Origin of the sequence: Halalkalibacterium halodurans (assembly GCF_004376175.1) — a bacterium.
GTDB lineage: Bacteria > Bacillota > Bacilli > Bacillales > Bacillaceae_D > Halalkalibacterium > Halalkalibacterium halodurans.
The window spans coordinates 99,151-112,178 of the sequence record NZ_SNUY01000004.1; the positions used below are offsets into that span (position 1 = coordinate 99,151).

Below are 13,028 nucleotides of genomic sequence, written 5' to 3' on the forward strand. Positions count from 1 at the left end.
CTTTCCTAAAGCCGCCTAGTCAATTTTTAAAAAAATAATGGCAATAGGTTTCTTTGTCATGCACATTTTTGAAAATACAATGAAAATAATGAGTGTGCAGGCCATTCCAATCCAATTTCCAGTAATTTTGGTTCATTTCACCCGGAAAATTGTTATTTATTCCGAGACTCTATTTATGATAGCACGTCTTGCCGTTCTATTCGAAACACTTGGCCTGTCTGCAAACCATTTGATAAACAAAAAAACCGCACCTTTTTGTCGATGCGATTTCTTTGTTTTAGACTTCATCGTCATTGATTCGCGCACTTTGCTCATCTAAAATTTCTGATTCAAAAGCGTCTAAGCTTTGCTTACGTCGGTTGTTTTTTTCTTCTGTCCGCTGGCGCTCTTCAGCGTTCATCTCTTCATGGGCGAGCGCTTCGTTTGCTGCTTCCATCTTCGCCTTCGTATTGCGAACCATTTGTTTTAGCCGCTCAACATTGTTGTTACGATTATCAGGGTTTGCCATGGATCATCCTCCAATCATTTGCCATTAACCCTAGTATTGCATCGCTGTTTTTGTTTTATTCGCTAGCTGTGATTCGCAAATACGCTTCATGCCACGCGGGAAAGTGTTTACGAATGGCAATAGGTCGGAACGTATCTTTCTTCACACAGACATGCGTACTTGAGCCTGTTACACATGTCACACCTTCTTCATTGACCACCTCATAGCCATATACCACCCGCAAACCATCATAGTGCTCCACCCACGTATGGATCGTCACCGTTTCTCCGTAGTGGACGGGACGCTTATAAGAAGCATGAATATCGGCAATTGGTGATAATACCCCGTCCTTTTCCATATCCGCATAATGAAACCCCATTTCTTTAATGAGTTCACCACGCCCTAATTCAAACCAGATGAAATAATTTGAATGATGTACAACACCCATTTGGTCTGTTTCCGCGTATCGTACGTCAATGGCTGTTTTTGTTACAAACGGCCTTTTCATCTGATGTCGCCTCCCTTCTCTTCTATAAAATCCCTTCCCGTTAATGTCATTAACTGTTCTTCGCTAATGTCTTCTTCTATTTCTGTGATTCGTATCGCTTGCCGTTGGATCGCCCGCTCTAACAGGTCGACAGCGAATCGGCCGTTGCTTGGATGGCCTGATTCAGGAAGAAGTTGTCCAACTTGGCGTCTTGCTTCTTCATCCAGATGATAGCCATACTGTTCGCTGTGATAGTCAATCATCGCTTGAAGCTCTGCTTTCGTATAGTCAGCAAACGTGAACACCTTTTTGAACCGACTTTTTAGCCCTGGGTTAGCCGTAAGTAGCTCCTCCATTTCCTTTGGATAGCCAGCCATAATAACGACGAGGTTTTCCCCATGCTTTGTCATTTCATCCACAAGGGTGTCCACTGCTTCTTTTCCGAAGTCTTGTCCTCCTTTAAACAGGCTGTACGCTTCATCAATAAACAAAACACCTCCGAGGGCATCACGAATCCGCTCCTTCGTTTTTAGCGCTGTCTGTCCGACAAAGCCTGCAACAAGGTCACTTCGGCTAACGATGGAAACATGGCCCCGCTTCAATAACCCAATCTCCTGTAATGCCTCGGCAAACAGCTTAGCCACCGTCGTTTTCCCTGTTCCAGGATTGCCTGAAAAAATCGAGTGAAGCTGAATAGGGATCGTCGTCATTCCTTTGTCTCTCCTCATTTGCTGGACCTTAGCAAACGAAGTCAACTGTTTCAGTTCACGCTTGACGTCAGCCAAGCCGATCAGTTGCTCAAGACGATCGATGGCTCCCTCTTCTTTCTGCTCGTCATCTTCCTGCAAAAAGTCCTCTCTAGTTAGCAGAGCGAAATCCTCCACATGGGCTTGATCTAGCTGAACCTTGGCTCCTTTTTGAAAAATCGCGTTCATTACAATATTTTTTACCGTTCGACCATTTCCAAATGATTCGTCGACTTGCGCCTCTTCAATCCGTTGCTTAAACGCTAGGCGAGCACCGTCAGTCAACGTAAAATCATTATCAAGAGCCACTTGCTCCCCAATCAGTAGAAGCTCGTCGATCGAGTAATCGGAGAGATGAATTTGGTTTTGCTCAGGGAAACGGCTGCGTAGGCCAGGGTTGGAACGGAGAAATTGCTCCATTTCTACAGGATAGCCAGCTAAAATGAGCGCGAATGTCCCTGCATACTTCCCGCTCGTCATCGCAGCTACAAGCGTGTCAATCACCGCTTGTCCGTAATCATTACCAGAAGCCCCTTCACGCTTCAAACTGTAAGCTTCATCGATAAAAAGAACACCGCCTGCCGCTTTTTCAATGAGCGCCTTCGTGTTTTCTTCCGATTGACCGACAAACCCGCCTACAAGCTGGGAGCGATCTACTTCTAACACTTCATTGCGCTCCAGCAAGCCGAGCTCATAATAGAGTTGGGCAAATAATCGCGCAAGCCGCGTTTTCCCAGTCCCTGGATTTCCCGTTAAGATCATATGCAGGCTCATCTCATCGAGAAATTGATAGCCTGCTTTTTTCCGTTCCGCTTGATATTTTAAAAATTGATAATGATGGTGAACCCTGCGCTTCACATCTTCTAAACCGACCATCTTTTCCAGTTCATCTAGTGGAGAAGAAGGGTGTTGTGCTTCCTCTTCCATTTGGGCGATTACCTGTGTCCATTCGCGATGAAGGGCTTCAATTTCCTCAACAGCTTGGCGGATCTGCTGAAACTGACTTTTCGAATAATACACCCCGCTTACTGAATGAGCATACTCTTCTGTAGCCTTCACAATAAACAGGAGGGGTTCCCGAAGTGAGGTAAAGAGCTTGTTTAATTGCACAAACGCCTGTTTCTTATGTTCATCCCCGGTAGCCTCTGCCCCTTGTTGGCCTTGATCTAGAGCCTTTCGGTAAGAAGACTCATGCTCAAAAAATTGCTCCGCCAACTCAAAATAACGGAGCGCTGTTTTCTTTTTAACCGTCCCGTGGTCCGTCTCACGAATCGTCGGGAACGTGGCGGGTAGAGGAAGGTCTCTTATCGCCTCAATCACTTGCTGAAGTTCCAATGTCAACAATCGCGGGTTCTCAGGTTCTAGGTTAAGCCCTTCATCTAGCCACTGCTTCGTTCGCTTATCCGCTTCTCCTTTACGCTGCAAACGTGCACCTGCGATTAAAGCCAATAAATCGGCTTTTCCCTTTGTGTACTGCTCATTTTCTTCTAACCACGAAAGCCATTGCAAGCCCCTCGCTTCAGAAAATGCTTTCGTTCCATTCAAAAACGCTTGCAACTCGGCTTCAAATTGTTCGATTGTTCGTTCGTTTTGACGCATCGCTCTGTTCCTTTCTACTTCCACCAGCAACCATTATCTCTTTTCATTTGTGATCGTGCAGCTTGTCCTGCTCTCTCACCGACATATAGTATAAGTGTAGCAATTTTTACCGTTATAGTGAAATGAAAAAGGCAAGCCCATACATAATGAGCCTACCTTCTTACACCTTTCTTAATGGCAATAAACCCCTTGTTCAACACCTGCTGGCAAGAATTGATCAACCTTCGTTCCATCCTCGGCAAGCAAATCGATCACTGGCTGACTCATTCCAACATCAGACTGATAGACATGGTAGAACACACCATTCGTCAATTCTGTTACGTAGGAACCATCCTCATAGTGTAATTGTAGGCGGACCGTTTCCTTTGGTTCCTGAATCATTCCGAATGTCACATATGTGTAGTTGCTACCCGTCTCCTTCCATTGACCATCCGTCACTTGGAAGGTGCGGATTTTCATTGGTTCGTCATACACAGACGTCCCGCCCACAGTCAGCATGGCTGCTGGCAAGCGATAAAAATCACCTGTTTCCGAATCAATACCTAATTTCTCAATGACAAAATCATGGGCATTGACCGTGTAAATAACGGTCGTCGTCTCTTCGGTCTCATCCTCTAATACTATGTCGATACTCGTCTTATCTTCGTACGTTGCTTGAATGGCCGCTTCCACCGTTGGATATCTTGTTTCATCCACGAGAATACTGACGGGCGTCACGCTCAGCATGAGCCCAACATATAAAAAGAGCGACGCCGTAAGGCTACTCGTCGTGAAGACGAAAAGGGACTTATGGCGCAACGACAACACGCTAGCGGTAAGCCCGATCATTGCGAGAACCAAACAGGCAATGCCCCAACCTGTAAGGCTTAGAGTCAACTGCTGAAACACAGACAGGCCTTCTGGATGAAAGAGCAAAAATGACCATGCTGGCGGTTCCACTTGCATTGTTTCAGCCACTTCATGGGGAGGTGTTTGTCTTGTCATGAAAGCAGACAAAAAGAAAACAACACATCCAACGACAGATTCAATCCGAATGGAACGTTGCACAACAGAAAGAGGCTTTTCCGCTCTCAACCAAAGAAGGTGGCGCAAGCCAAACAAAAGCAATGGGAGAAACAACAGATGTTTCATGAGCAAAAATTGACCGTAAGTTAACGCCCAAGACGGGACGTACTCAGGAACAATATCGTTCATCAACAAGAGCCCCGACACACTAAGGACCGCAACTGCACATACAACCATGAGTGAAAACCAGCGATGAAATTTTAAACCATCGGTTAAAGGCCGAGCCCCCCAACCGACCATTAATAACGTTCCGATCCAAACGGCACTAGCAAGCAAGTGGCTCGTATTTAAAACAAAACCTTGCCACCCTAAGAGTGCCGTGCCGTGACTAACCCAGCTAACGGAGACAATCAGTAACAATACACCGACAAAAAAGAGAATAGCGGTGACTCGCTTCTCTGGAAACAAGAGCAGGACACCTAGGAAAACAGTAACCGTAAAAACAAGGAACCAGCTCTGGCCAACTGGATGCTGAATGATAACCGTGCTGGCTGCTTCTTGAAAGCTAAGGGAAAATTGTGATTGAACAACTCTTACCACTTCATAAAGTTGATAAGCAAGGAGAAGAGGGATCGCACTTAGCGCTAGAGCGATTCCTCTTGAACGAACCATCAGCACAGGTTTGTAAGCAGTCGGAACGATCCTAAGGACCGCATGACCTATCAGCCATGCGAATACGATAAATAACATCCCACCGCTCATACCACTAAGCATGTTACTTTCTTCTCCGTAATTGCTTGATAACGATGGCAATAGCTATTAGCAAAACAGTCCCAACGAAAGGCAAAATGAAGCGAACATGGTTGCCTTCCGCTAATGGACGCTCATCTTCAGGACTAGTCTCTTCATTTACTGGTTCTTCGCTTTGCTCTGGCTCATTATCGCCTTCACCTTCTGTTGCTTCCTCTACCGGCTCAGTCGCCTCACTGACAGCTTCCACAGTAAAAGAAAAGCTCCCTTCTGTTACGTGAGTATCCGAGCCAAGAACCGTCCATTCCACTGTATAAACACCCGCCTCTAGCGGGGTTTCCATGACGATCACCATTTCTTGATCCCCTAGATCAATCGAAGCCACTTCATGTTCATGCCCGTCCTGATCAAAGACTTGAGCTGAACTTGGTGATTCAATCCCACCATCAAAATAGAGATGGATGTTGTCAACTAAGTCTGTCACCGTTTCTCCGTCCTCTGGCTCGGACGATGAAACATATGAGTGACCGTAAACGGTTGAAGTTGGGATTATTAACCATAAAACAAGCATCATACTTAACGTACGTAATCTCATGTCTTCCTCCTAAAATACGAATGATTCCATATGCTTTTCATAGCTTACCAAATCTTTAGGAGAAAGAAAAGGCAAGTGACTTTGCCTAAACATTCATATTTTCCGTACGTTGAAATGCTCTTGGATCAGCAACCAGTTTTGCGGAAATTCAATGCGTAACACCCAATAGCTCACCCCGCGAAGGCCAAGCTCTTTAACAAGTTGAAATTTTGCTTCGATACTCCGTGCATCCTCAAACCAAACTTCGTGATCTCGTCCTTCCACGTCCCGATACGTAAAAAAAGGAGATTGGGCCGTTTCGTCATATTGAATCGTTGCCCCGTACCGAGCGGCAATTAGAAGCGCTTCTTGCGGACTAATCGCTCGGGCAAAGTCGCCTCCTGGCTCATACGGCAAAGTCCAGTCATAGCCGTAGAGCGGGATGCCCATCATCACTTTATTTGCAGGCATCACTGATACTGCATATTCAACAACACGCCGCACTTGGTCGAGCGGAGCAACAGCCATGGGCGGTCCGCCACTCCATCCCCATTCATATGTCATGAGCACTGTGAAGTCGACAATTTCTCCGTGAGCAGGGTAGTCATGGGCTTCATACCACGCCCCAACTTGTTCTGGACCCACTTTTGGCGCAAGTGCTGTCGATAACGTATAACCTGTGGCTCTAAGCCGGTCTGCTGCTTTTCGCAAAAAAGCATTATAAGGCTCACGATCTTCTGGTCGTAAGTGCTCAAAATCGATATTTAGGCTCCGATACCCTTTTTCTTCCATGACGGAGATCGCTTCAGTTAGCACTTTATCTTGCAACGCCTCACTTTGCAAAATAGCTTCCCCGAGTTCTGGATTAAAGTTATCACCTTCGATATTGGTTATGACCAGAACAGGAGCAATGGCAAAAAGTGCACTTGCTTCAAGGGACGGCTCATCTGGAACCGGTATCAATTCTCCTTCCCTTGTCACTTGATAGCTAAAGACGGAAACATATGTGAGCCATGGACCTATTCGTGAAATGACTCGAGGTTCCGTTTCTAGAGGAGGCCTCGGTTCAATATAGCCATTGACTTCGATTTCCGTTCTCGGCTGTGGTGGCAAATACAAACGTAAGCCTGGCTGGAGCGGTTCGTTAACATTTAGCTGATTGATTTGCGCAATTTGCTCTACCGTTGTATTAAACCGTCTAGCGATCGAATACAAGCTGTCGCCCGGCTGTACAAAGTAATAGCGTCCGACAATCGGAATGACCATTGTTTGACCTGGAACGAGCGTGTCAGGGTTCGGGATTTCATTGGCCATGATCAACTCATTCGCGTTAACACCGTACAGATTCGCGATCGAAAATACACTCTCATTTTCTTGCACCACGTGAATTTGCATACGGTCCCCCCTTTTAGAAATGTGACAAAACCGTGAATCGTTCCCTACATCCCACAATTTATGCGACAATGGAGCTGTTCATGAACAATGAAGTAGGTGTAAAAGAAATGGTAAAAAAACTATTCATTCTTATAAGCTACGGGGTCATAGCAGCACTCATTTACCTTTATGGAGAATGGTTGCTCGAATGGATTCAACAAGGTGGTGCTCGTTTCATCTTCTTGACCGTGATCATTGCCACGTTACTTGCTCTTTTCCCGATCATTCCATACCCAATCATTGGCGGTGTTCTTGGAGCAGCCTACGGCCCGTTCCTTGGAAGCGCGGTCACATGGATCGGTTCCTCGCTCGCATCGATCATTATGTTCATGTTTGTTCGGTATGGCTATCAAGATTGGGGGCTTTCGCTGATCCGACGCTCGGACCTAGTAACAAAAGTAACCGCCATGTTTGAAAAAAATGCCTTTATGGCCATATTTATTACACGCTTAATCCCCATCATTCCTTCAATCATTGTTAACATTTATTCCGCGCTAAGCCGCGTTTCGTTTATAAACTACAGCATCGCTTCTTCTCTTGGGAAAGTGCCATCGATGATCTTGTTTGCTGTTGTAGGGAACTCGATTGTGACAAACCCATCCCAGCTCCTTTGGATTGCCCTCTTCTACAGTAGTTTTCTCCTTATCGTCTGGATAGGATATCGAGCGTGGCAACGAGTGGCTCTGCAAAAACAAGCAAATATTTGACCGTTTGTCTCTAATATATAGTTAAAAAGCTCCCGTGCCTATCCGGCTATTGGGAGCTCTGTCATATATAATGTTTCCGTTTGTTGTCACTAGGAGCAATATAGTGAATTCGCGTAGCAAAAAAAGCAAAGACAATATACAGAACAGCACCAATCCAAGCTCCAACCGTATTCAAGATGACATCATCCACGTTCGCCACTCGATACGTGAACAAAAATTGGTTCGTTTCAATGAATAGGCTAAATAAACAACCAAGCCCTACAATTGTTTTCAGCTTGTGGATTTTTTTTACTGCCATCGGTAATAAAAACCCAAACGGGATAAACAACAACACATTTCCGAGCAAAATACGAATCGGATCCCATATATCTGGACTGAACACAGAAATGCGATAAATGCTCCGCAACGGCACTAAGTTGTAATTTCGCCCTCCAGGCCCTTCTGGTCCAAGGGAAGCTCCATAGTTCCATGCAAATAACGTTATATATAAGACAACGATTAAATATAGCAAGAAAAGGATGGCCCATCTCTGTTTGTTCTTTCTGTTCGTCACCATCTACACTCCCTTGAATTTAAGAGGACTGTCCCTATTATTTCGTGTTTTTGTATGGAAAACAAGCTTTTTTTATAGTAAATAACCGACAGGAACAAACAATTCCCCTACAAAAAATAGCAGCCTTGATCGCTTTTTGCGGTCAAGGCTGTATTTCAACCTTTCGGAGGGATGTATTGGGGGTTCTCATTCCCTTTTGTGTTCATCTTTTTCCCTTTATTGGCATCTGACTTTCTCGGCTGGGTTCCTAAGTGATCTGGGCGAAACTGGGCAGAACCATGTTTCATCTTCGCCATATGAGCACCTCCTTTTGTTCTTTAGATTTTGAAGGAGGTCTTTCTTCTATCCGTGCAATTTTTTACTTATATGTCGTTGCTCCCATCGCTCCTCGATTTTCTCCATCGCCTCTTTATCATTTAAAAGCTGATCTCTGTTTTCTGAAACTAACTCTTGAAATGACAATTTTCTGATTTTTCTCATGTTTCCACCTCTTTCATTTTTAAACAGTATGGCAAATGAGGTGGAAAAGTATACATTTTTGCACGTGCTATAGACTTATTTTTTGCTCAAATAAATGGATTGTGTCTCATCAATCGTCATTAAGAAGACATCCTGCTGAGTCACCCCATGTTCAGCTAATTTTTCTCTCAACCAATTGAGATTACCAACTTTCTTTACATTTGCATGGACGATCCGCCCATCTTCAATTAACACACTCTGATATCCTTTATCCTCAGGGTGCTGTCCCATATCATTTGGTGTTAACGCGTCATATTGAGATTTTTTAATGACGCTAATCGCTCCATTCATTTCGAGAATCGCATAATCCACTTCATTCAAGTCAGCCGCTCCTGCTTGACGAAGACCCATTAGAAGTTCGTCGACGGTTATTTTCGCCTTACGAAGTTGTTCCTTCAAAACCTGTCCATGACGCATGATAATAATCGGCTCATCTTCAATAATTCGTCGAAATCGTGGAGTTCTTAAAGCGATTATCGAAAGCATTAAATGCAATCCTGAGATAATAGCCGCAGCAACCACCGGTCCTGCCATTGGTAACTCTCCATCAACAAGAGGTTCACCTAAAACATCCCCAATGACGACGGCAAAAATAAAATCAAGTGCATCGATTGAGCTCATAGAGCGCTGTCCAAGAACCTTTACGATTAATAAAATATACAAGTAGACAATAAGCGCACGAATAATAAACCCATACAACGGTAAGGTTTCTGTCCCTTGCCAAAAGTCAAACATACTGTTATTTACTCCTTTGCAAAAAATGCGGCTTCGTCCGCTTTGTTTTTCATCCCCATTTTCCCTACCTCCATCTCGGCATATGTGGGGATAGGACGCGACTTTTTCTCTTTGCCTTGCTCTTGATTTTTTACTTTTTTATTAGTTGGTTGATTCATGGGGCTTCACTCCTTTTTCTCTCCCGTTATTGTGTAACATTTCGTTTGTTTTTATAATATGGTACGTGAAATTATCAAAATAAACTTAGCTTATCGCTCTTTCTTTATCGAAGTTAATAAAGAATGTGTCAATTGAATATAAAAAGCTCAGCCCTCTATAGAAAAGAGCTGAGCTAAAATCACCATTACTTTTTGATTTGGGTAAATTTGTTACGAAGAACCATTTGTAAGATTCCACCATGACGGTAGTAGTCTATTTCCACTTCACTGTCAAAGCGTACGAGAACATCAAATTCTGTTTTGTTGCCCGCTTCGTCCGTTGCTACAACCTTTACCGTTTCACGCGGCTTCACATCGTTTGTAATGTGGACTTCAAATGTTTCTTTTCCTGTTAAGCCAAGAGATTCAGCATTGTCGCCTTCCTTAAATTGAAGCGGAAGAACACCCATAAGGACGAGGTTGCTACGGTGAATACGCTCGTAGCTTTCAGCAATAACCGTTTTAATGCCGAGAAGGTTCGTACCTTTCGCTGCCCAGTCACGAGAGGAACCCATACCATAATCTTTCCCTGCAAGAATGGCAAGGCCTGTACCTTCCTCTTTATAACGCATCGCAGCATCATAAATGCTTGTGACTTCTCCCGTTGGCCAGTAAGTCGTGTAACCACCTTCAGTTCCTGGGGCAATTTGGTTGCGAATCCGAATGTTTGCAAACGTTCCGCGCATCATGACTTCATGGTTACCACGACGAGATCCGTAGGAGTTGAAGTCTTTTGGTTCTACCCCTTTTGAAATTAAGTACTGACCTGCTGGCGTATTTTTACCAATCGCTCCTGCTGGAGAGATATGGTCAGTCGTCACTGTATCTCCAAATTTACCGATGACACGCAAACCAGAAAGTGGTTTAATTTCTTCTGGATCTGGTGAAAGATCTTCAAAGAACGGTGGGTTTTGGATATATGTTGAATCATCATCCCACTTATAAAGCGGTTCATCCGTTGTTTCGATTTCATTCCAACGTTCATTGCTCGTAAAGACATTTTCGTACTCTCTACGGAACAATTCAGGTGTAACTGTTTCTTCAACGACTTTCTTAATTTCGTCAGCGGACGGGAAAATGTCGTTAAAGAAAACATCGTTGCCATTTTTGTCTTTTCCAATTGGATCGTTTAATAAATCAATGTCAACCGTACCTGCAAGAGCATAGGCAACAACAAGCGGCGGTGATGCTAAATAGTTCGCTTTGACGAGCGGATGGATCCGACCTTCAAAGTTACGGTTACCTGAGAGAACAGATGTCACGGTTAAATCGTTAGCGGCAACCGCCTCTTCAATTTCATCCTCGAGAGGACCGGAGTTTCCGATACATGTCGTACAGCCATAACCAACGATGTTAAAGCCAATTTGCTCAAGGTATGGAAGTAAACCAGAATCACGAAGATATCCTGTTACGACCTTTGAACCAGGAGCAAGCGACGTTTTAACATATTCAGGCACGTCTAGACCAAGCTCAACCGCTTTCTTTGCGACAAGCCCTGCTCCGATTAGCACGTATGGGTTTGACGTGTTCGTACAGCTTGTAATCGCCGCAATCGCAATCGAACCTGTGCGCATGGTTGTTTCACGACCGTCTTTAAACGAGACTTTCACTTCTTTATTAAATTCATCTTCTGTTAACCCGAGGCCTTGTGTTCCTTGTGGTGCCACAACCGCACGGTGGAACTCCTCTTGCATTTTTGAAAGAGGAATAAGGTCTTGCGGACGTTTTGGACCGGAAAGGTTTGCCTCGATTTTTGAAAGGTCGATTTCAACAACGTCCGTGTACGTTGGGTCTTGTGTTTCACCAGGCACATAAAAGAGGCCATTAGCTTTGCAATAAGCTTCTACAAGCTTGATTTGCTCTTCAGAACGACCGGTGAGACGCATGTAATCTAACGCTTCATCATCAACTGGGAAGAATCCGCATGTTGCTCCGTATTCTGGTGCCATGTTCGAAATTGTCGCGCGGTCTGCTAACGGCATTTCGGCAAGGCCTGGACCGAAATATTCCACAAATTTTCCAACTACTTTTTTCTCGCGAAGCACTTGTGTAACTTTTAAGGCAACATCTGTTGCTGTCGTTCCACTCGGTAAAGTTCCTGTGAATTTGACGCCAATTACTTCTGGAACTGGGAAGTAGGACGGTTGTCCAAGCATTCCTGCCTCAGCTTCAATTCCGCCAACACCCCAGCCGAGAACCCCGAGACCGTTAATCATCGTTGTATGAGAATCAGTACCTACAAGAGTATCAGGGAACGCAACTGTTTCCCCATCCTGCTCGTTCGCATGGACAACGTTTGCAATATACTCAAGGTTTACTTGGTGAACAATTCCGGTTGCCGGTGGTACAGCACGATAATTGTTAAATGCTTTCTTCGCCCAATTTAAAAACTTGTAACGCTCTTCATTTCGTTGAAATTCCAGGTTCATGTTGAACTCAAGGGAATCGTTCGTTCCGAACTTGTCCACTTGTACAGAGTGGTCAATGACGAGATCAACTGGAATCTCAGGATTGATCTGATCTGCGGAACCTCCCATGTCAGCCATCGCTTTACGAAGTGACGCTAGGTCAACAACAGCCGGAACACCTGTAAAGTCTTGCAAAATGACACGTGAAGGTTTAAACGGTACATCGATATCCTTTAATTGATCAGTACCCCACTTTGCAAGGTTTTTCACATGTTCTTCCTTAATCACATAGCCGTCATATTGGCGCAAGACGGATTCAAGAAGAACCTTGATGGAATACGGTAACTTGGAAACGTTACCTTCTCCCGCCTTCTCTAAGGCTTCCAAGGAATAGTAGTGGTACGTTTTTCCGTCTACATCGAATGTAGATTTGGCATTAAACACATCGTTTGTCTTTGTCATATGCAGTCCCTCCTCCAAACACTATCATACCGTAAGCTGTCAAAATTGTCTAAAATACGACTCATGGAAAATTGGATGCTGACGCAAAAAAGAAAGCGCTTTTAACCCTTTGCGACCTTTTTCCTTCTTAAGAATAGCAAAACTTCCTTCAAGAATAAATGGATTTTCAAAATTTTTTCACGATAAATTAAAAACAGCGGACAAAGTACGTAAAATTGAGCAAATGGTTCACACTATCTGGTAGTGTCAAAAGTTCTATGAAAAACTAGCACGGTTCATACTACCTACCATTTATTAGGTGGAAATGCCACGCTATCGCTCTTGACAAACACACCAATGGTTTATTCAGAGGTCAATCAAGGGCG

General features: G+C 44.3%; 13 protein-coding genes. 1 reads left to right on the forward strand and 12 read right to left on the reverse strand.

What is annotated here, in order from left to right; all coding sequences use genetic code 11:
- Positions 1–277 precede the first annotated feature (277 nt).
- The 6 genes from tlp to E2L07_RS02560 form a co-directional block, all read right to left on the reverse strand.
- Positions 278–508: a small acid-soluble spore protein Tlp gene (tlp, locus tag E2L07_RS02535; RefSeq protein WP_010898443.1), complete on the reverse strand. Its 231-nt coding sequence runs from the start codon at positions 506–508 to the stop codon at positions 278–280.
- A 55-nt stretch (positions 509–563) separates the two neighbouring features.
- Complete coding sequence (locus E2L07_RS02540; protein ID WP_134228767.1) at positions 564–995, reverse strand: acyl-CoA thioesterase; 432 nt, start codon at positions 993–995, stop codon at positions 564–566.
- Entirely contained in the window at positions 992–3,319 is a 2,328-nt protein-coding gene (locus E2L07_RS02545) for an AAA family ATPase (RefSeq protein ID WP_134228768.1), read from the reverse strand. Before E2L07_RS02545 ends, E2L07_RS02540 begins: the two co-directional genes overlap by 4 nt.
- Before the next feature lie 171 nt (positions 3,320–3,490).
- Positions 3,491–5,098 (reverse strand): copper resistance D family protein, encoded by a 1,608-nt coding sequence (locus tag E2L07_RS02550; protein ID WP_134228769.1) that lies wholly within the window; start codon positions 5,096–5,098, stop codon positions 3,491–3,493.
- 1 nt (position 5,099) lies between these two features.
- Entirely contained in the window at positions 5,100–5,669 is a 570-nt protein-coding gene (locus E2L07_RS02555; protein ID WP_134228770.1) for a copper resistance CopC family protein, read from the reverse strand.
- 93 nt (positions 5,670–5,762) lie between these two features.
- Complete coding sequence (locus E2L07_RS02560; RefSeq protein ID WP_134228771.1) at positions 5,763–7,043, reverse strand: glycoside hydrolase family 18 protein; 1,281 nt, start codon at positions 7,041–7,043, stop codon at positions 5,763–5,765.
- Positions 7,044–7,150: 107 nt separating this feature from the next.
- Between E2L07_RS02560 and E2L07_RS02565 the strand changes: the two genes are divergently transcribed.
- On the forward strand, positions 7,151–7,789 hold the full coding sequence (locus E2L07_RS02565) for a TVP38/TMEM64 family protein (protein WP_134228777.1): 639 nt from the start codon (positions 7,151–7,153) through the stop codon (positions 7,787–7,789).
- Between the two features lie 61 nt (positions 7,790–7,850).
- On the opposite strand, the gene E2L07_RS02570 is transcribed toward E2L07_RS02565, so the two are convergent.
- The 6 genes from E2L07_RS02570 to acnA all read right to left on the reverse strand — a co-directional run bounded on the left by E2L07_RS02570 (position 7,851) and on the right by acnA (position 12,663).
- Positions 7,851–8,345 (reverse strand): VanZ family protein, encoded by a 495-nt coding sequence (locus tag E2L07_RS02570; RefSeq protein ID WP_050768979.1) that lies wholly within the window; start codon positions 8,343–8,345, stop codon positions 7,851–7,853.
- Between the two features lie 152 nt (positions 8,346–8,497).
- Positions 8,498–8,638 (reverse strand): acid-soluble spore protein N, encoded by a 141-nt coding sequence (locus tag E2L07_RS02575; protein ID WP_010898451.1) that lies wholly within the window; start codon positions 8,636–8,638, stop codon positions 8,498–8,500.
- A 46-nt stretch (positions 8,639–8,684) separates the two neighbouring features.
- On the reverse strand, positions 8,685–8,822 hold the full coding sequence (locus tag E2L07_RS02580; RefSeq protein ID WP_010898452.1) for an FbpB family small basic protein: 138 nt from the start codon (positions 8,820–8,822) through the stop codon (positions 8,685–8,687).
- A gap of 75 nt (positions 8,823–8,897) precedes the next feature.
- Positions 8,898–9,596: a DUF421 domain-containing protein gene (locus tag E2L07_RS02585; protein ID WP_134228772.1), complete on the reverse strand. Its 699-nt coding sequence runs from the start codon at positions 9,594–9,596 to the stop codon at positions 8,898–8,900.
- Positions 9,597–9,604: 8 nt separating this feature from the next.
- Positions 9,605–9,754: a hypothetical protein gene (locus tag E2L07_RS20720; protein ID WP_166740008.1), complete on the reverse strand. Its 150-nt coding sequence runs from the start codon at positions 9,752–9,754 to the stop codon at positions 9,605–9,607.
- A gap of 185 nt (positions 9,755–9,939) precedes the next feature.
- Positions 9,940–12,663 carry an aconitate hydratase AcnA gene (gene acnA / locus E2L07_RS02590; protein WP_134228773.1) on the reverse strand — a complete coding sequence of 908 codons (2,724 nt, stop codon included), beginning with the start codon at positions 12,661–12,663 and terminating at the stop codon, positions 9,940–9,942.
- Positions 12,664–13,028: the final 365 nt, after the last annotated feature.